The sequence below is a fragment of the Rhizobium sp. ZPR4 genome, assembly GCF_040215725.1.
In the GTDB taxonomy this organism is placed as follows: Bacteria; Pseudomonadota; Alphaproteobacteria; order Rhizobiales; family Rhizobiaceae; genus Rhizobium; species Rhizobium rhizogenes_D.
This window is the reverse complement of the sequence record NZ_CP157967.1, coordinates 659,222-677,919: the sequence shown is the minus strand read 5'-3', so window position 1 is coordinate 677,919 and position 18,698 is coordinate 659,222. Positions and strand designations below refer to the sequence as shown.

At 59.7% G+C, this 18,698-nt stretch carries 20 protein-coding genes; 7 read left to right on the top strand and 13 right to left on the bottom strand.

Going from position 1 to position 18,698, the window contains the following annotated elements; translation table 11 throughout:
* The first annotated feature begins 488 nt into the window (after window positions 1-488).
* Both ABOK31_RS03325 and ABOK31_RS03320 read left to right on the top strand, forming a co-directional pair.
* Entirely contained in the window at window positions 489-695 is a 207-nt protein-coding gene (locus ABOK31_RS03325; protein ID WP_174174006.1) for a hypothetical protein, read from the top strand.
* 441 nt (window positions 696-1,136) lie between these two features.
* The gene (locus tag ABOK31_RS03320) at window positions 1,137-2,144 is read left to right on the top strand and encodes a DUF2336 domain-containing protein (protein ID WP_174174005.1); all 1,008 of its coding nucleotides are present in this window, start codon (window positions 1,137-1,139) and stop codon (window positions 2,142-2,144) included.
* A gap of 7 nt (window positions 2,145-2,151) precedes the next feature.
* Here the strand turns inward: ABOK31_RS03320 and ABOK31_RS03315 are convergent, their stop codons facing one another.
* The 3 genes from ABOK31_RS03315 to ABOK31_RS03305 all read right to left on the bottom strand — a co-directional run bounded on the left by ABOK31_RS03315 (window position 2,152) and on the right by ABOK31_RS03305 (window position 5,171).
* Complete coding sequence (locus tag ABOK31_RS03315) at window positions 2,152-2,511, bottom strand: DUF1491 family protein (protein ID WP_174174965.1); 360 nt, start codon at window positions 2,509-2,511, stop codon at window positions 2,152-2,154.
* Between the two features lie 97 nt (window positions 2,512-2,608).
* On the bottom strand, window positions 2,609-3,646 hold the full coding sequence (locus tag ABOK31_RS03310; RefSeq protein ID WP_349957777.1) for a peptidoglycan-binding domain-containing protein: 1,038 nt from the start codon (window positions 3,644-3,646) through the stop codon (window positions 2,609-2,611).
* Window positions 3,618-5,171, bottom strand: a complete 1,554-nt coding sequence (locus tag ABOK31_RS03305) for an ATP-binding protein (protein ID WP_349957776.1) — start codon at window positions 5,169-5,171, stop codon at window positions 3,618-3,620. Before ABOK31_RS03305 ends, ABOK31_RS03310 begins: the two co-directional genes overlap by 29 nt.
* A 452-nt stretch (window positions 5,172-5,623) precedes the next feature.
* Here ABOK31_RS03305 and ABOK31_RS03300 point away from each other — a divergent pair, with 452 nt between their 5' ends.
* Window positions 5,624-6,088 (top strand): DUF5330 domain-containing protein, encoded by a 465-nt coding sequence (locus tag ABOK31_RS03300; protein ID WP_349957775.1) that lies wholly within the window; start codon window positions 5,624-5,626, stop codon window positions 6,086-6,088.
* A 131-nt stretch (window positions 6,089-6,219) separates the two neighbouring features.
* Window positions 6,220-6,642, top strand: a complete 423-nt coding sequence (locus ABOK31_RS03295; RefSeq protein WP_174174001.1) for a SufE family protein — start codon at window positions 6,220-6,222, stop codon at window positions 6,640-6,642.
* Window positions 6,643-6,717: 75 nt separating this feature from the next.
* Here the strand turns inward: ABOK31_RS03295 and ABOK31_RS03290 are convergent, their stop codons facing one another.
* The 8 genes from ABOK31_RS03290 to ABOK31_RS03255 form a co-directional block, all read right to left on the bottom strand.
* The gene (locus ABOK31_RS03290) at window positions 6,718-7,146 is read right to left on the bottom strand and encodes a MucR family transcriptional regulator (protein ID WP_069616071.1); all 429 of its coding nucleotides are present in this window, start codon (window positions 7,144-7,146) and stop codon (window positions 6,718-6,720) included.
* Between the two features lie 531 nt (window positions 7,147-7,677).
* Window positions 7,678-8,043 (bottom strand): monovalent cation/H(+) antiporter subunit G, encoded by a 366-nt coding sequence (mnhG, locus tag ABOK31_RS03285; protein ID WP_174174000.1) that lies wholly within the window; start codon window positions 8,041-8,043, stop codon window positions 7,678-7,680.
* The gene (locus tag ABOK31_RS03280; RefSeq protein WP_349957774.1) at window positions 8,043-8,420 is read right to left on the bottom strand and encodes a cation:proton antiporter; all 378 of its coding nucleotides are present in this window, start codon (window positions 8,418-8,420) and stop codon (window positions 8,043-8,045) included. Before ABOK31_RS03280 ends, mnhG begins: the two co-directional genes overlap by 1 nt.
* Window positions 8,417-8,890: a Na+/H+ antiporter subunit E gene (locus tag ABOK31_RS03275; RefSeq protein ID WP_349957773.1), complete on the bottom strand. Its 474-nt coding sequence runs from the start codon at window positions 8,888-8,890 to the stop codon at window positions 8,417-8,419. Before ABOK31_RS03275 ends, ABOK31_RS03280 begins: the two co-directional genes overlap by 4 nt.
* The gene (locus ABOK31_RS03270; RefSeq protein WP_349957772.1) at window positions 8,887-10,449 is read right to left on the bottom strand and encodes a Na+/H+ antiporter subunit D; all 1,563 of its coding nucleotides are present in this window, start codon (window positions 10,447-10,449) and stop codon (window positions 8,887-8,889) included. Before ABOK31_RS03270 ends, ABOK31_RS03275 begins: the two co-directional genes overlap by 4 nt.
* A gap of 4 nt (window positions 10,450-10,453) precedes the next feature.
* Window positions 10,454-10,831 carry a Na+/H+ antiporter subunit C gene (locus ABOK31_RS03265; RefSeq protein ID WP_349957771.1) on the bottom strand — a complete coding sequence of 126 codons (378 nt, stop codon included), beginning with the start codon at window positions 10,829-10,831 and terminating at the stop codon, window positions 10,454-10,456.
* Window positions 10,831-11,250, bottom strand: a complete 420-nt coding sequence (locus tag ABOK31_RS03260; protein WP_174173995.1) for a Na+/H+ antiporter subunit B — start codon at window positions 11,248-11,250, stop codon at window positions 10,831-10,833. Before ABOK31_RS03260 ends, ABOK31_RS03265 begins: the two co-directional genes overlap by 1 nt.
* On the bottom strand, window positions 11,247-13,643 hold the full coding sequence (locus tag ABOK31_RS03255) for a putative monovalent cation/H+ antiporter subunit A (RefSeq protein ID WP_349957770.1): 2,397 nt from the start codon (window positions 13,641-13,643) through the stop codon (window positions 11,247-11,249). Before ABOK31_RS03255 ends, ABOK31_RS03260 begins: the two co-directional genes overlap by 4 nt.
* A 360-nt stretch (window positions 13,644-14,003) precedes the next feature.
* On the opposite strand from ABOK31_RS03255, the gene ABOK31_RS03250 reads away from it, so the two are divergent.
* Complete coding sequence (locus ABOK31_RS03250) at window positions 14,004-14,519, top strand: hypothetical protein (RefSeq protein WP_349957769.1); 516 nt, start codon at window positions 14,004-14,006, stop codon at window positions 14,517-14,519.
* Here the strand turns inward: ABOK31_RS03250 and ABOK31_RS03245 are convergent.
* Window positions 14,494-15,162, bottom strand: a complete 669-nt coding sequence (locus tag ABOK31_RS03245) for a hemolysin III family protein (protein ID WP_349957768.1) — start codon at window positions 15,160-15,162, stop codon at window positions 14,494-14,496. The two genes, ABOK31_RS03250 and ABOK31_RS03245, sit on opposite strands and share 26 nt — an antisense overlap.
* Window positions 15,163-15,484: 322 nt before the next feature.
* Here ABOK31_RS03245 and ABOK31_RS03240 point away from each other — a divergent pair, with 322 nt between their 5' ends.
* Both ABOK31_RS03240 and ABOK31_RS03235 read left to right on the top strand, forming a co-directional pair.
* Entirely contained in the window at window positions 15,485-16,351 is an 867-nt protein-coding gene (locus ABOK31_RS03240) for a VOC family protein (protein ID WP_349957767.1), read from the top strand.
* 104 nt (window positions 16,352-16,455) lie between these two features.
* Window positions 16,456-17,622 (top strand): AI-2E family transporter, encoded by a 1,167-nt coding sequence (locus ABOK31_RS03235; RefSeq protein ID WP_349957766.1) that lies wholly within the window; start codon window positions 16,456-16,458, stop codon window positions 17,620-17,622.
* Window positions 17,623-17,689: 67 nt separating this feature from the next.
* On the opposite strand, the gene ABOK31_RS03230 is transcribed toward ABOK31_RS03235, so the two are convergent.
* A complete protein-coding gene (locus ABOK31_RS03230; protein ID WP_349957765.1) occupies window positions 17,690-18,481 on the bottom strand; it encodes a polysaccharide deacetylase family protein in 792 nt (263 codons plus the stop codon).
* Window positions 18,482-18,698 lie beyond the last annotated feature (217 nt).

Below are 18,698 nucleotides of genomic sequence, written 5' to 3'. Positions count from 1 at the left end.
TGCGACTTGATTTCACCCTGCCCGCCACTGAAGCGGGCTAACGCTCCCCTCCATTCCAGCCTTTGTTTTGGGCTTCAATGGAGGCATCCGCGCCTTCTCACGGCATTTCCCTTACACCGTGGCATGGGCACCGACTTTCGGCTTCCATGCTGTCTTTACACTCGATCACATTCTGCCAATGGCTGCTTTCAATCGGAATTCAGACATATCGCAGTTAACAGAATGCTAATTCTCGTCGCTCGTCATTCTCGGCATCACTTGTCATACTCTATTAACGCCGTAACGGCGGCTTTGGTTTCATCGGCCGCTGAAAAATTACAGAAAGCGTTTTCTCCATGAAATTGAGCAATATCATACTCTTAATTGAACAGATGGCCCGACAGGCAGACGGAAAGCGTGGATGCCACGTTGCAGAAAAGCGTCACGCAAATATTATTTGCGCTCACGGAAAATTAACGTAATGTAAGCTCGGAATTTGAGGGCGATCAATGTTTGCGACGGGCAGTTCCGTCTTTTCACCGGAGGATGTCACCGTCCTGCGCGACGCGCTGGATGGGTGGTGTCTGGAAAAGCGGATCGACATAAAAAGTACGGAAGCCCAGTTCGCGGCCACGGCGGCAATCGGTCTTTTTCAATCAGGCTACAACACCTCGGAAAAGCTCCTCGCGGCCTTGCGCGAGCATAAGGGCATCTGAAGAATCCCATCTGCGTCAAGAAGCCGGGTTTCCGCTTTCGCGGCGGGGTCACGTCACTTTTGACTACCTCCTCGACAGAAGCACTCATAGGTTGAATTTGGCTGCGGGCGCGATGCCAAGAAAGGTTTTCCACAGGCCTGCTTGCGCCCAAACTGCCGTCCATGCGGACAAAATGCTGCTGCACCCCCGACGCAAGCTTAACGCGCAATTTTTATTCGGATTTTAATAAAGTTTTCACGAACCATTAACCCTGCCGGCCTTAGTCTTTCGCGAAAGCCAGATAAGGACGACCGTGTCCACACCCGTTTCGACAATCACCGCCGAGGATGTCCTCTTTATCGAAGGAGTCGTTCGGTTCGATTGGAGTGAGGCGAAGCGGGGGCCATGGTCAGCCATCGGGCTCCCTGCTTTTTTGTTCAGCGTATCAGTATGGGTGTTGGCGTGCGTGATCGGTTTCGAGATCTTGAAGAGCCTGCGACTGTCCGCAAGAAGGACGTGGTTCTGATGGCGACGATCACCAGCTTCGAAGGCATGGGCCATCCGTCCAAATCAGAACTTCGTCAGTTTGCCGAGCTTTTCACCCCCGTTTTCCAGGCGTCTTCGGACGAGGCGAAGCGACAGGCAGTTGCCGCCCTTTCTCAATGCGAGACAGTGCCACAAGCCGTAGCCCTGTTCATCGGCTGTCAGCCGATCGCGATTGCCGCTCCGTTCCTCACGAGTTCGCAGGCGATCGACGACGATACACTCATCACCATCGCCCGTACGCAAGGGGCCGCCCATGCGCGGGCAATCGTCCGCCGGTCGTCGCTCTCCCCCAAGGTCATAGACGCGCTCGTCGGTCTGCATCAGGCCGAGCCGGAACGCGGCATGACGGCACAAGAGAAGCCGGCGGCTGCCGTTTCAGCTCAAGTCGAGGCGGCGGAAACCGAACGGCAGTCGCGCGAAGAAATCTTGCGCCAGCAGATCAAACAGGCTGCGCGCCATCTGACCCGCGACGACAGCGACCGGCTCGGTCTGCGCAGCCTCAGCGAGACACAGGAGGCGCTGCTCGTCCGTTTTGCGCGCGAGCGTGACGCGGTGCAATTTGCAACGACGCTCGCCGACGCGCTTTCCTCCAGCTACTGGCTTGCGGAACGCATCTTGCTCGACACGTCTGGGCAGCAGCTCGCCGTCACGCTCGTCAGCCTCGGCATGGGCATTGCCGATGCCGTCTATTCGCTCGAGCGCTTCTATCCGCATCTGGCCGAAAGGCACGGCAGCGTCAGTCGGGCATGGCTGGTGCTCGACGATATCGATGCGGAAGAGAGCCAGGCGCGCGTCGAGGCATGGCGCCGCGCCGACAGCTACACCTATCTGCCGCAGGAAAAGCCTGCGCAGCGTCCTGCTGCACCTCTGTTCGGTACAAAATCGGAGCCAATTCGCGAGTTGCGCGTCGCGAACCGTCGATAAAGACGGCTCAATCCAGCGGATTGGTACGCAAACCGGCTAAAGGGACGATATCGCCGATATCGTCCGTTTCCAGTTCGACGATCCACAAATCGGGATCGAATTTCAGCTCGCGATCAAGCGTTTCGCGGATTTCCTGCGGTTCCTTCCGCTCAATACGGACCTCGAAGAGCCGCATTCCGCTCTCCTCCTCATCGAACAGGCTTTGCGGTGCCGGTGCATAGAGGGTCTCCGATCCATCGCGGAAACGTTGGCGGATGAAGATCGCACCGGCGTGCTCCTCGCCCTTGTGCTCGACAGCGGCAAAATCGCCACGGGCAAACAAGCGGCGGACAAGAGCGGAAACAAAGATGTCGCTGCGCAATCTCATGTTCGAGCTATAGCGGTGCATGCCCGCCAAGGCAATTGAAGCCACCTGCAGCGCGCAGTCGTCGCCAGGTTCACGGCAGACGCTTGTCTGGCGGGCTTCAGAGCGCGCCGATATCCTGCAGCTTCTTGAGGACCGCCATGTTCGGCTCGCCGGTTTCCGGCAGGCGATAGTGCTTCTGGAAGCGGCGGATAGCTGCCTTCGTCTGCTCTCCGGCAACGCCGTCGATGCTGACATTGCTGTAGGCGATATTGCTCAGACCCTTCTGGATCTGCATGACCATATTCACCTTGTTGACCGCATCGCCTGGTGTTGCCTTAGCGACAACGGCACCGGTCCTGATGTTCTTCTCGGCATTCTGGATGGCGGCAGCGACCGGATCGATCGCATCCGCCGTGGCGGAAACATTGACGGGGCGCTCTGCGGGAACGGCGGCCGCCGCATTTGCTCTGCCGCCGGCCAGCTGTCCTGTGGCAGTATTGCTGGCCTTGAGGGTAGCCAGAAGTTCTGGCGTCGGCGTGCCAGTCTGCGCAAGGCCAGACGCTTCCTGGAAGAAGAGGATGGCCGATGTCGTGCGTGATCCCGGCTTTCCATCGGCGGCGCCATCATAGAGGCCGTGACGGATGAGCTCGGCCTGTATATCGGCAATGAGTTTCGACGGCGCGCTGGACGACTGTGCTGCGGCAGCGCTTGCTGCCTGCCCCGTTGACGGTTGCGTGGCAGGATCGGAAGCGGAATCCTGCCTTTCTATCCGAAAGGTGGTGACATTGCCGGCATCGGCCTGCTGTGCATGTAGGAAGGATTTCCGGCCGGGGATCTGATAGGGAGACGCCGGATCGCGGGTACGCAACATGGGCGATGGATGCGCGCCTGTCTGATACCAAAGCGCATTGGCGGTGACGAAACCGAAAACCCCGAAGAAGAGCGCGACGCCACCGGCAATGGCGGGATGACGGCCGACGGCGCTGCCGATCAGGGCGGCAAGCGCACCCGCACCGCGAAGGCCAAGGCCGCCCAGCGCGGTGCTGCCGCGCAGGCTCAGGCTGCCAAGGGCAACCGCACCACGGGAAGCGAAGCCGGGCTGCTTGCGCTTGCCCTTCCCTCTTCCCTTAGGCGATTTTCGCTTTTGCGGGGCCATTCATCAGTTCCTTGTTTCGCCCTTCATCTATCTCCACAGTATGTTTCAGACGCGGCGGAAAATCGACAGGGCGATTAACATCCACAGGCTGTTGCATCGTTACGGCACCGGAGCCGTCGAACGGAATGAGGATCGTAATGACCGTCCCCTCACCCGGCGCGCTGGCAATCGAGAAGTTTCCGCCATGCAAGCCGACGAGGCCCTTGACCAGCGAGAGGCCGAGGCCAGTGCCGGCGTAACGACGCGTGTAATCGTTCTGGATCTGCACGAAGGGCTGGCCGAGCGACGCCAGGCGCTCACTCGCAATGCCGATGCCCGTATCGCCGATCGACAGCTTCAACATGCCATCGGCCAAGGCCGCGTCGATGGTGATCGCGCCGCCCGCATCGGTGAACTTGATGGCATTGCCGACGAGGTTGATAAGGATCTGCTGGATCGCCCGCTGGTCAGCGACGATCTCGCCGAGGCCGCGCTGGATACGGCTCGTGAGCGTCAGCCCCTTTTCCTTCGCCTGCAGGCCGAGCATTGCTTCACATGTTGCGATGGTGTCTTCGATCGCGAAGGATTCGAGCAGCAACTCATAGCGGCCAGCCTCGATCTTGCTCATGTCGAGCATGGTGTTGACCACCGACAGCAGATGCGCGCCAGACTGGCGGATCAGGCCGACATATTCGCGCTGGCGGTCGTTTTCCAGCTTGCCGAAATATTCGCCGCTGAGAATATCGGAGAAGCCCAGGATCGCATTGAGCGGGGTGCGCAGCTCATGGCTGACAGCGGCCAGGAAGCGCGACTTGGCATCATTGGCCGATTCCGCCTCGGCCGCCTTGCGCGCCGCATCCTCGCGAAGCTGCTGGTCCTGAGAGATATCGCGCAGCTGGCTGACGATTGCTGTCAGGCGTCCCTCACCATCGCGGCGGGCAGTCAGCTCCATGCGAACATGGACGAACTGGTCATCACCGCCAATAACAGCCGAACGTTCCAGGCGCAGATCGGCACCATGGGCATCCCTGCCCTGGCGCAGCACGTCGATCGCCTGCAAGAAGACAATTCTGTCTGAGACATGGATCTGTTCGACGAAGCCGCGCCCGATGGGATCGCGCATCCAGCTCAGGAATTCCGCACGATCACGACCGCCGACTGTGGTCACATTACCCTGGGGATCAAGCAGCAGCACGAGGCCGAAGGCGGACTCCAGCATCAGATCGCGATGCTCGACGACGACAGCCTCTGCCGGACCAAGAGCAGGCCGCTGACGCGACAGCGCGATGCTGCCAACGGCCGAAAAGAGGAATGCGGCGCAGACCGTGGCCACGCCGGCAGGCAGCGCCACGGCCGGACTGGTGACGAGGGAGAGGCCAGCCGGAACCGCAAACAGCGCAACGGAAGAAGCAAGCGCAAGCCGGCGCAGGATCGCCAGTTCCTGCCCACGGACTTCGCCATCCCCGCTCGTCCGGGAGAGCCAGCTTCGGCCTACCCGGTCCACGAGGGCTGCAGCCCCGACAGAAATGTCACTCAATACGCGCACACTACAACCCGTCAAAACGGTCACTTATTGGACTGCACAATAGGCCCCGCCGACTTAAGGAAAGAATAAAGAAGGAACGTGCCGAGCCGCCGAAAAGGCCGCAAAATCCCGTTTTGATGCAGAATAAAGGACCTTTGTTTTTTGTGGTTAACAGCGGGTAAGCAACGGATTTTATTCGTATTTCCGCCGCGCGTTAACTTTTGCGGCAGGGCTTGCATCCGCAAAGCCCTGCATATCAACAGCATCGGGCGAGACATGCTTAACATCAATCGCTACAATTTGAACCAAATGCTGTTCAAAGCCGGAAAGCTAAAATTTGAATCAAAATTGCAGAAAATGCTGCCGGGTTTTGAAAAGCGCTGTTGTCCTCTGCCAGATAGGGTTCGAACCAGATCGGACGGGCAAGTCCGAATCGGCGCTCGAGCCGAGCGACAGAGAGGATGGGCTAGGCGATGTGGTTTCTGATTAGAGCAGGGTTCTGGTTTTCGCTGGTCCTCATGTTCCTGCCGATCTTTGCAAAACCCGAAGGCGGGCCTCGTCCGGGCGGTGAACCAACGGTACAGGTTTCCGATGCGATTTCGGCTGCATCTGGCGTCGTGCAATATGTCGGCGCCATGTGCAACGAGAAGCCGGATGTCTGTGCCAAAGGCGGCGAAACGCTGACCGCTCTCGGATATCAGGTTGGCGACGGCGCCCGCGTTGCCTACGACCTGCTTGGCCGCCACTTCAAGGATCAGCAGTCAGCCGCGGAGGCTAATGCCGCAGCAGCTCGCACAAACGCCGATCAGGTTGCCGCCGTGACCCAGCCGATGCCGGCCAAGCGCATCACCGGCACCGAAAACGCCGACGTCGTCGTGACCGGCACGGTCAAGCTGCCGTCCTCCATTCCGCTGCCGATGCCGCGCCCGCACATCTGACATTTCTTTCATTGGCCCCAACTTCAGCGCCGCTGACCTTTTTATGGTCAGCGGCGTTCTTTGTCGTCCCGGGTTCAAATCGGGCACCGTTTCGCCTATATCCAAGACAATGGACAATCTGGACTGCTGCAATGATACCGCTTGAGAAGATCATCGAAGACTTTTCCTTCCTGGACGAATGGGAGGATCGCTATCGCTTTGTGATCGAGCTCGGCAAGGCGCTGCCCGATCTGCCGGAGGAAAAGCGGACGCTGGAAAACAAGGTGCAGGGCTGTGCGAGCCAAGTCTGGCTCGTCACGCATGCATCTGGCGATCCAGACAATCCGATACTGACCTTTGAAGGTGATTCAGACGCACATATCGTGCGCGGGCTGGTGGCGATCGTGCTCGCCACCTATTCCGGCAAGCCAGCTTCGGAAATCGCGGCTCTCGACGCACTCGATGTCTTCGGGAAGATCGGGCTGGTGGAGCATCTCTCCTCGCAGCGCGCCAACGGATTGCGCTCTATGATCAAACGCATTCGCGAGGAAGCTCGTGTCAGGGCCGCGGTATAGGCCGCCGCACCTGCGACCAGCATAGGGATAACCCGACCTGAGAGCCGGGTTATCTTCAAGCTCGTTATGGAACTCTCAGCGGCCGCGCTTGCGACGCTGGCCGAGGCCCATTTCCTTTGCCAGGCGCGAACGGGCTTCCGCATAGGCTGGCGCCACCATCGGATAATCGGCAGCGAGGTCCCACTTTTCGCGATACTCTTCCGGCGAAAGACCATGATGAGTCATGAGATGGCGCTTCAAAGACTTGAAGCTACCGCCACATTCCAGGCAGGTGATCTGGTCATCCTGCACGGATTTACGAACGGATACGGCCGGCTTCTGCTTTTCGACCACGGTTACGGCAGGTGCCGGAGCCGAGGTGCTGCTCAAGGCGGAATGTACGTCGGAAATCAAATTCGGAAGGTCGCTGACCGGTACGACATGGTTGCTGACATAAGCCGCAACAATGTCGGCAGTCAGTTCAACCAGTAACTCCTGCCCGTTGCCAAGGGCCGCATCTGTCATTGTGTTCTCCTGTTCATCGGCTTGCCTGCTGCGTCCGCGCCTCCGGAGAGCACGCAGGGCACAACGTTGCTATATAATTTGCGCTTGGCTACGGAAATCTGTTGATTTCGCTATGTCCCAGCGCCGAGCAATCCGTGCGAACGCATTGCTCGTATTCGTAGCAGTCACCAGCAAGAAAACGGTGGATAAAACCAAATTTCTTTCCGCATGAAATCCACCCCTAGACCTCATACGAGAGAAAACCGCAGCTTGCCGCCTGATATCAGAATTAGCGACCGCGATAGCGATCTTTAATCGCTTACCGGAAGAAAGTTTTGCTCAGCTTTTCATCAAAGAAAGATAAAAGCATCGAGAGCTTAAACCCGGTCGAGACTAACTCAACATCAGAACTCTACTTGAATCTGAATTAGCACTCTTTATCCAAATGTCCAGTTTTTAATCCCTACATTTCTTCGCAAAAATTTCATCTATTAAAAAACAGATAACTAATAACGCGAACAGCTATTCCTTCCTGAACAATTTCCGCGTTTGTTAGCCCTTCTTTCTATACGCGCTTTTCGTGATTTGCTCCCGCGTCAGCAGTTCGTCCCGCACTGAAGGCGGCGTCAGCCGATGCCCGGCCTTGTGTGCCGCGCGTGCGAGAAGATGTGCCGCAATCGGTGCCGTCAGCACGAAAAAGACGAAGCCGGCCAATGCTCTTGCCAGGACCGATAGGTCCTGCGAGTGGATACCGACTGCAAGTAGCAACAGGCCAGACCCGACCGTACCCGCCTTCGACGCCGCATGCATGCGACTGTAGAGATCGGGGAGACGCACGATGCCAATCGCGGCGATGAGCGAGAATAGCGCACCCGAAAGTAGAAGCGCGGTTACTATGATGGCCCAAAGCAAATCCACTACCGCCCTCCCTTCTTCCGCCCGTGGTGCTTACGCGTCTTTTTGCCTTCGGCAGCGATACTCCCATCCGGCCCTGCGCCGGTCCGTCGCACGGCATCCGACTGCGCCTGTGTCAGGATAAACCGTGCGAAGGCGACGGTCGCGAGAAAGCCGACGAGGCCGAGCGAAATGGCAATATCGATATAAAGCGTAAAACCCGTCTTGATGGCGATGACCGCGATGAAGCCGATGGCGATCGCCACCAGCATATCGAGCGCGAGAACCCGGTCCGGCAAGGTCGGGCCGATCACCACACGGTAGACCGTAAGCAGGAAGGCGATGCTCAGAATGCCGAGCGCCACCATTGCGGCGGCAGAAACGACGGACGCGGCGATCATCGGAAAGCCTCCATGATGCGCCGCTCGAAGCCATCGGCAATGCTGCGTATGATGGCCTCCGGATCGGAGCAGTCGAGGGCATGAACGTAAAGCGTCTTGCGATCATCGGAGACGTCGACGGAGAGCGTGCCCGGCGTCAGGGTGATGAGGTTGGCAAGCAGCGTGATTTCGAAATCGCGGTCGACCGTCAGCGGAAAGGCGAAGATCCCCGGCTTCACATCCATCCTGGGGCTCATGACGGTCACGGCGACCGCCCAGACCGACTTGGCGAGTTCGCACACGAACACCAGAAGAAGCACGAGAATTCGGCTGATACGACCGAGATAAAGGACACCCCCATAGGACGAGCGCACAATCACCAGCGCAATTGCCGCCAAGACGAAGCCGAACACCAGATTGATGAAGGAGGTGCTGCCGGTGATGGCAACCCAGACGATGGCAAGCAGCAGGTTGACGACGAACAGGATCATTGCGCGCCTCCAGCCGCCGGGAAGACTGAGCGTAGATAAGCCGACGGCTGCTCCAGCCCGGCAGCGGCGGCCCGCGTCAGATGCAGGAGCCATTCCGGGAACAGGCCGAAGCCGACGACAAGCAGCGAAAGAACAATGAGCGGGAGCGCTGCCTGCCACGCAATCGGCTCCGCCGCCCTGACGTCGACGGTCGCAGGGCGCCAGTAGGCGAGAAGAAATACCCTTCCAAAGACGATCGTCGTCAGGAAACCGACCAAAAGGATTGTTCCGGCGAGCCACCAGGCACCCGCTGCAAGCGCCGCCTTGACCAGCACCACCTTGGGCCAAAAGCCCGAAAAGGGCGGCAGGCCGCTGATGGCGAAGAACAACACGAGAGAGAGACCGGCAAACCAGCCGCTGCGGCGATAGAGCCCGCTGAGGGCTGCGAGCGAAAACCCGCCGCCGAGCCGAGCCGCCTGCCCCGCGACCAGATAAAGCGCGGTCATCAACACCATCGAATGCAGCGCATAGAAGATCGCCCCGCTGAGACCATCGGCACTGCCGAGAGCGATGCCCGCCAGCATCGTTCCGATGCCTGAAATGACGATATAACCGAGCATCCGGCGGATATCGTTTGCACCCAGCGCACCCACCACGCCGACAAGCATGGTTGCAATCGCGATGACGGTGATGAGCGGGCTGAGCCCTGCCCGTTCGACCGGCAGCAGCATGACCAGAACCCGGATGAGCGCATAGATGCCGACCTTGGTCAGCAGTCCGGCGAAGAGGGCCGAAACGGTGATGCGAGGCGTGTGATAGGAGGCTGGGAGCCAGAAATTGACCGGGAAGGCGGCGGCCTTCATGCCGAAGGCCAGAAGGAACAGGCCGGCCAGCGTCATCAGCGGCGCGGCACTCTCCCCCGCCCTCGCCTTCATGGCGATATCGGCCATGTTGAGCGTGCCGAAGACGGCATAGAGATAGCCGACGGAGACGAGAAAGAGCGTGGTGGCGATCAGGTTCAGTACGGCATATTTCAACGCTCCGTCGATCTGCTCCGGCTCCGAGCCGAGGATGAGCAGCCCGAAGGACGAGATCAGCAATACCTCAAACCAGACATAAAGGTTGAAAACATCGCCTGTCAGAAAGGCGCCGCTGACGCCGGCGAGCAGCAACATCAGAAATGGAAAGAAACCATATCGCCGACCGCTCACTGTGATTTCGCCAATTGAATGGACACTCGCAGCAAGTGCTACGATCGCCGCGGCCAAAGCCATGAGCGCGCCGAAAATATCGACGCTGAAGGCAATGCCGAAGGGCGGCAGCCATCGCCCCATGACCATCGTCACAGCACCGTCGCTGACGACCCTGTAGAGCAAGGCCGCATCGATCAGCACCAGCAGGAGCAAGCCGGGAATAGCGATGGCCGCGTGCCATTCGGTGCGGTTGCGCAGCATCAGAAGGATCGCGCCGAGCCCGATACACAGGGCGACCGGCGATATCACCAGCCAATGCTCCAGCGGTATCGGCGCGGCAACCAGCGCGTGGGAGAGATCAACCGCGGTATCCGTGGGTCCAGCCATAGCGTCAGTACCCCAAGGGCGGCAACGGCCGCTCCTCCGGTTCGGCGAGCCGCATCTCACACGTATTGTCGGTCTTCAAGGCCTGATAGGCCCGATAAGTCAGGACAAGCAAAAAGGCGAGGAACGAGAAAGAGATGACGATCGCTGTCAGGATCAACGCCTGCGGCAGCGGATTGGCGGCTGCAAGATCGAGCGCGGTCGCACCTCTCTGAATGATGGGCGGCACTTCGGGCGTGACCCGGCCGGCGGTGAACAGCAGAAGGTTGACGGCATTGCCGAGGATCGCGATGCCGAGCATGATGCGGATCGAGTACCGCGACAGCATCAGATAGATGGCGGCGGAGAAGAAGAAGCCGACGACAACGGCAAAGACGGCCTCCATCAATCCACCTCCCGCTCTTCGAGCGCGAGCGCGATCGAGGTGATGGCGCCGACGACGACCAGATAGACGCCGATATCGAAAAGCATGACGGTGGAAAGCGGGACTTCGACGCCGAACAAGTGCGGATAGATCCAGAGCCCCGTCATGAACGGCACGCCGGCGAAGACGGAGATGAGGCCGGCAAGGGTCGAGGCGAGCAGGCCGAAGCCGGCAATCGCCAGCGGATGAAAGATGATCGCGCGCCGGACCGCCGTGACGCCGCAGGCAATGCCGTAGATCGCAAAGGCGGAGGCGGCAATCAGGCCGCCAATGAAACCGCCGCCAGGCTCATTGTGGCCACGCAGCAGCACGAAGACGGAGAAGAGCAGCATCAGGGCCGTCAGAAACGGGGCGGCGGTGCGGAAGATCAGCGTATTCATGAGCGCTTCGCCTCCATCCCTTCGCCGAGACCGGTCTTCTCCTCAAGATCAGGATCGTTGGCCGCGAGCCTGTGCTCGCCGCCGGCGCGGATGCGGATCAGCGCCAGGATGGCAAGCCCGGTCATGGCAACGACGGCGATCTCGCCGAGCGTGTCCGTGCCGCGAAAGTCGACGATGATAACGTTGACCACATTGTCGCCATGCGCGATCAGCTTCGAATATTGATTGAAGAAGGCGGTCAGCGTCAGGTCGAACGGCGCCTCAGTCGTCTTCAGCAGGAGAAGCGCAAAGCCGACGCCGCAGGCAATGGCGAGCGCGGCGTGGCCGATCCTGGCAAGCGGCGACCGGCGATCGGACGGCGAAAGGCGCAGCCGCGTCATGACAAGCGCCAGGATCACGACTGCAAGCGTCTCCACCATGAACTGGGTGAAGGACAGATCCGGCGCGCCGAACAGCAGGAAGATCACCGCGACGGCGAAACCCTGAATGCCGAGCGACACGATCGCCGTCAGCCGGTCTCGCGCAAAGACAACCGCGGCAACACCAATGATGGCGATCAGGAAGATCGTCGCCTCATGCCATTGCAGATTCGGCCAGGCCGGCATGGCGGGTAGTTCGCCGTGGACCGTAAGCGGGATCAACAGCATTGCCGCCAGGCAGAGGAAGGTGACGGTGACGTAGATCTCCAGCCTGCCGGGCTGCAGGAGGCGAGAGACACCGTGCGACAGCCGCACCAGTCCGGAGATGAAGCCGTCGAAACCGCGATCAGGTCCTGGCCCGAGGATACGCAGGATAACGGACATCAGGAAGCGGGCGCGATCGAGCTGCCAGTAGACGATGATGCCGATCAGTACGGTGACCAGCGAAAGCGCCAGAGGCAGACCAAGATGCGGGATCAGAGACACCGAGATTTCCAGCGCCTTGCCGCCAACCGCACTTGCCATCGGCGAAGAGACATAATCGTGCCACTGGCCCGAAAACAAAGCCGACAGGAGACCTAGAAGAGCAAGGACCACCGGCCCCAGCCAGAGCAGTGGCGGCGCCTCATGCGGCTGATGAGGCGTCTCGGTGAGCGGGCCAATAAAGGGCTTCAGCGCGACGGCAAAGGCGATGGCGAACATCAGCGCATTGCCGGCCACGGCGATGATCGTGAGGATGATCGGCCCGGGCGATGCCTGCGCCAGCGCTGCGTAAATCTCTTCCTTGGCAAGGAAGCCGAAAGCCGGCGGCAGGCCGCCCATCGATACAGCGGCAACCAGCGCAGCCGCAAAGGTCAGCGGCATGGCGGCGCGCAAGCCGCCCAGCCGGGTGATATCGCGCGTTCCCGTCTCATGATCAACGATGCCGGCGACCATGAACAGGGCGCCTTTGAACAGGGAATGCGCCACCAGATAGAGGACGGCAGCTTCGACGGCATAATCGGTGCCGAAGCCGGTGAGCAGCACCAGCAGGCCAAGCGAGGAAACCGTCGTATAGGCGAGCTTCAGCTTCAGATCGGTCTGGCGGATCGCAAGCAAGGTCCCGACCAGCAGCGTCGCCGCACCGAAGATCGGCAGGATCGTCTGCCAGGCCATGGTTCCGCCCATGGCCGGATTGAGCCGCATGAGAAGATAGACACCGGCCTTCACCATGGTTGCCGAGTGGAGATAGGCCGATACGGGTGTCGGCGCCTCCATGGCATTCGGCAGCCAGAAGTGAAACGGAAACTGCGCCGATTTGGTGAAGGCGCCGCCGAGCACAAGAATGAGGGCTGCGAGGTAGAACGGGCTTGCACGCAGGGCGTCGCCGGCCTTCAGAAGGTCGGACATCGCGCCGATGCCGGTCACCTGCCAGATCAGCAGCAGGCCCGCCAGCAAGAGCAAACCGCCGCCGCCGGTGACGACGAGCGCCTGCAGTGCGGCCCGTCGCGACGCTTCCCGATGATGATCGAAGCCGATCAGCAGGAAGGAGGTGATCGAGGTCAACTCCCAGAAGACGAATAGCGTGAGGAAGCTGTCCGAGACGACGAGGCCGAGCATCGAGCCCATGAAAAGAAAGATGAAGGAGAAGAAGCGGCCGAGATCGGCATGCCCCTTCAGATAGCCGCCGGCATAAAGGACGATCAGCGTGCCGATGCCGGTGATAAGCAGCGCAAAGGTCAGCGACAGGCCGTCAATCAGCCAGGAAAACCGGAGATCAAGGCTTGGGACCCAATCAAAGCCGCCGAGTTCCGCATGTCCGGCAGCAACGGCGGGAAGAAAGCTCGAGAAATGCAGAAATGCGAGAGCGGGAAGCAGCGCCAGGGGCCATGCCGCATTGTGGCCCAAACGCCGAACGACAACCGGCGCGATCAGCGCACCGAGAAAGGGCAGGCATAAAGCCAGGAATGTCAGGCCCGCGGTGGCGGCGGCCATGCTCCCCCCTAACTGAACGTTCATGCAGAATCCGGCAGAGCCGGAGCGGTCTTGAAGGGATAGGCGAAAGGACACATCGCCTCAAGTCCCGACAAGGGAAAACCGGACGTAAACCACCGAAATCGGTTTTCCATGCCAATGACCGCAGGGGTTGCAGGACATCGCGGACTTTTCGGAGGCTCGCAATGGCCGCCTGGGCCTCGCTTTACCGCAGATTACCCTGCTGATCCTGCATGGCTCGCAATGAAGCTGTAATGAATTTGCGCTAAATTACGCGTATTTCCTGAATCGCTATGGAAATCGCGCTGAAAAATGCGCTAATCTTGATCGGTTTGCAGATCCTGCCTCCCGGAAACCGCAATGCTCGCCCGCCTGATCGCCCTCCTGCTTCTTTCCCCGACCACGGCCTTTGCCGCGGACTGGTGGTCCTATGACAATGCAGGCTTCGGCTACGCGATCGAGCTGCCGTCGGAATTCCATCTCACCGCCTCTTCCGAAGATACCGACCGGCTTTCGCTGTCACCGGCAGATCGCTCCGCTTCGCTGCAGGTCTTCGGCACAATGGTTGCCAATGGTGATTTTGCATCGGAAGCGAACGGGCGCGTGGCGCTTGCCAGAGACCAGGGCTGGAAGATTTCCTACTCGAAATCGAATTCGCGCGGCATCAGCTTTTCCGGCACCAGGCAGGGGCGCATCGTCTATGTCCGTGGGGTCGCACTCTGCAATGGCGCCGCCGCCTTCTTCCAGATGGATTATTCGAAAGCCGATATGCAGCGCTACGATGCAGTCGTCATGCGCCTGGTGCGCAGCCTCCGCTCGACGAAGAAGTGCACGCCAACGGCTGAGATCGTCAAAAGTTTTCCGGCGACAGGCTGAAGCAGGTCAGCACCGCAGAGTAATGTACGGCAGCGGCGGCAACGACGAAACCATGCCAGATCGCATTCTGGAAGCGTAGCTTTTCCCAGACATGAAAAATCACGCCGAGCGAATAGATCACGCCGCCGATGACGATGAGCAGCATCGAGGCAAACGGGATATGCATGGAAACCGGCTTGGCAACAAGGATGCCGCTCCAGCCCATCGCAAGGTAGAGCAGGATCGCCAGCCGATCGAAGCGTCCCGGAAAAAGGACTTTCAGGACGATGCCGAACGCCGCAAAGACCCAGACGGAAATCAGCACGCCAAGCAGCAGTGGGTCCTCGGATCCCCGCTCCAGAAACGGCGTGTAGGTAGCGGCGATCAGAACATAGATGAAAGAGTGGTCGAAACGGCGGAGAAACCATTTCGTCCGGGATACTGGCCACAGATTGTAGGTGAAGGACATTCCGAGCGTCAGCACCAAGCCGACGCCATAGATCCATGCGGCGGCAATTTCGCCGTAGGAACTCCAGACCGTCGCATAAAAAATCAGCACGGTGGCGCCGATCAGCGCGAAGACCACGCCGACACCGTTGACGATGCCGTCTGCGATAATCTCATAACGATCATAGGCCCAACGGATGCCTCTGTACTCAGTCATTTCATCCGGTTCCGTTTCGTCGAAGACCGATCCTTGCACTAGAAACAGGAGGAGACAACTGCGCCAAACGAGTACAGCGATAAATCTTCGTGAACGCGTTGCTGCCGGCTTGCCTGTCACTCGTCAATAGAAAGCGAACGCTCAATCCGCAATTTATGGCCTTCTGTGAACAATCAAAATCGACCATATCAATATCCAAGTACAGCGGGCCAGGAGATCAAAGAGGCATATCAACCGGCGAAACCCTCCTGCCCGCCGCTGGCGGCCATTGCCGCCGACGCCGGTTGCCTTTTTCAAGATTATCGAGGTTGGAACTCACCCCATGACCGAAACCGCCCCCTCCTACGCCCTGACCCGTCCCGCCTATGTTGGCCAGTCGCATCTCGTCGTTACCGACCTGCCGCTGGTGTCCCGCTTTTATCAGAACATGCTAGGCTTGAAGGTGATCGAGAAGACTGCGAGCGGCGAGGTCCTCGGCGTCGCCGGCCGTCCCCTTCTGACACTGACCACCGATCGGGCAGCTATGCGCGCGCCGACAACGGCCGCTGGCCTGTTCCATACGGCCTTTCTGCTGCCGAGCCGCATCGAGCTTGCACGCTGGCTTCGCCATGCCGCCCATGAGAATGTGGTACTGGAAGGCGCTTCCGACCATATCGTCAGCGAGGCCATCTATCTGTCCGACCCGGAGGGCAACGGCATCGAGATCTATGCCGACCGCCCCCATGAGGAATGGACCTTCCACGATGACGGTACGGTCGAGATGGCGACGCTTCGTCTCGATCTGCAGAAGCTTTATGAAAGCGCCCCGCAGGATCGCTGGGACGGCATGGCTGATGGATCGGCTATCGGCCATATACATCTGCAGGTCGGCGATGTCGCGGAAGCGAACGCCTTCTATCGCGACGTGCTCGGCATGAAGGTCATGGCGGCGCGCTATCCCGGCGCGACCTTCCTTGCAACCGGCGGCTATCACCATCACCTCGGCGCCAACACCTGGAACAGCCGTGGCGCCGGTGTGCGCAGCGAGCATATGACCGGCCTTTCCGACTACACGCTGCGTTTCAACGACAAGGCGGCCCTGGACAAGGCCGTCGTTGCCTTGGAACAGCACGAAATCAAGACCGAAAAGCGTGACGGCGGCGTATCGCTGCGCGACCCATGGGGCATCGGCCTCAATCTCGTCGCCTGACGCCAGCACCGAATACTCCCCGGAAAGAGGCCCGTTGCGGAACCGCGGCGGGCTTTTTCGCGTTTGAGTGGTGAGGCGATCCTGCCTTGGGGAACTTTCTGGGGATGGAATTCGACAAAATCGCCACCAGCCGATCAGATGCAGCAGCGGCACAGGACGCTGGCGCAGGCATCGGCCGCAACGCGTCCCGCGCCCATGAAGACGCTGAAATTTTAGATCTTTCCGACGAGAACGGACGAGCCAAGCTCGATATCGCCGCTTCCTGGGCCACGATCGGCATTTTCCTCATGCTGGCCCTGGCCGCCGTCTACACGATGTCGCTGATCCTCATTCCGGTGACGCTCGCCGTCGTCGTCGGCATGATCCTCGGCATGGCGGCCGAGAGGCTCAGCAAGCTCGGCGTTCCCCGCGTTCTGAATGCCGTCATTCTTTCATCCGGCGTTGCCCTGGTGATCTTCCTCATCATCAATGCGCTCGCCGGCCCGGTCGCAAAGCTCGCACAGCAGGCGCCCGACTTCTTCCAGCGCACATCCGACCGGCTGATGCCCTATCTCGACCGGTTCAAATGGCTGCATATTTCGTCCGAGACCCTTCAAGGCAGCCCGATCTCGATCAGCACCCTGCTGGAAAACAGCGGCAATGTCCTGCATGTCGTGTCCACCAGCCTCACGCCGGCCATCGTGCAGATCCTGATCTTCTTTGCAGCCCTGCTGCTGTTCCTTGCCGGCAGGGTGAGCCTGCGCAAGACGATCATCATGGCCTTTTCCACAAGGACATCCCGACTGAACGCGATCCGTATCATCAATGCCGTAGAGCGGGTGCTCGGCTTCTATTTCGCAACGGCCTCGCTGATCTACGCCGGGATCGGCGTCGCGATGACTATTATCGCCTATGTCGGCGGCATGAGCGTGCCGGTTCTGTGGGGCGTTTTCGCCTTCGTATCCAGCTTCGTTCCATTCCTCGGCGTGACGACCATGACCCTTGCACTCGCAATCGCCGGCATCATCACGCATTCGGACATCATTTTCGGCCTCGCGCCCGCCATCGCGTTCTTCGCAGTGCATATGGCGGTGGAGAATCTCGTCTTTCCCGCAGTCATGGGCCGCCAATGGGAGCTCAATCCCTTTGTCGTCTTTCTGGCCATCATCTTCTGGACATGGATGTGGGGAGCGGTCGGTGCCATGCTGGCTCTGCCGTTGTCGCTGATCGTCATGGCCATCATCGACGAACTCTTCATCGAGGAAAAAGCCCAGCCGCAATTGCCGGGCTAGAGCGCTTTGGTTTTACGCATTCCGGACGAAAAACCGCTACGCACTTTTACTGGAATTACTGAAGCAGTCAGTTCGTGGTGTCGTCGTCGCCCTTTTCGGGGATATCCTGCAGACGCACGAAATCGACGCCTTTTGCCTTCAGTGCGAGGATGCTGGCCGCAACTCCCTCGCCTGCCGCATGTGTCGGCTGGTTGATATGGGAGATGATGACGTCACCATCCCTCGCGGAAGCGTATTGCTTTTCCACCATCCTGGCCGGCAGCAGCGAACCGCTGTCGCCGTTCACCGAATAGCCGGCGATCCGATAGCCCATGCCGCGAATCTGCATGATGGCCGCAGGCGTATATTTCGCGGTCGCGCCGCGGAACCAGCGCGGCTGCGGAATACCGGCCGCGATCATGGCATCCGCACCGCCCTTCACTTCCTGGGCAACCGCCTGCGGCGAACCGGCAGCGGCGATGCCATAAACCTTGGTCGGGACGTCGACCGCCGGGATATGGTTCTGCCCGTGATTTTCCAGCTCGAAGAGATCGGGATGGTCGAGGAAAACCTTCAATGCGTCCGGGTTGGTGCGCAGCCAGCGCGCCGTGACGAAGATCGTCGCCGGAATGCGTTGATCGACCAGGGTACTCAGAATTCGCGGATCGGTCTTGCCCATGCAGGCATCGAAGGTGAGCGCGATGCGGGGTGCTCCCTTGCCCGCGCGATCGACGTGCAGATGTGGCTCCACAAGTTTTATCTTCGAAACCGGCGCCTTCGGCGGCAGTTGCGGCCAACCGGCTGGCGATTGCTCCAGCTGCGCAGCAAAGGCTGCCGGCGCGGCAAGAAGGAGTGTGGAAGCGAGCAACAGGCGTTTCATCGGATGGCCACCAGGTGGATCAGGCAAACAAAATTCGGCGGGCGCGCAATCGCTGGCCCAGCCACACCGCTCGCCATCATCCGGCAAGACGCCGGAAATATGGCAAAGCGGCAGCAATAGCGCCCATTTCACATCATAACGACGTCAGAGACGAAAGCTGCAAAGTGCGGGCTTCAACCTGACCGCGTCTATGATACGATTGATATGAGCTTACCCT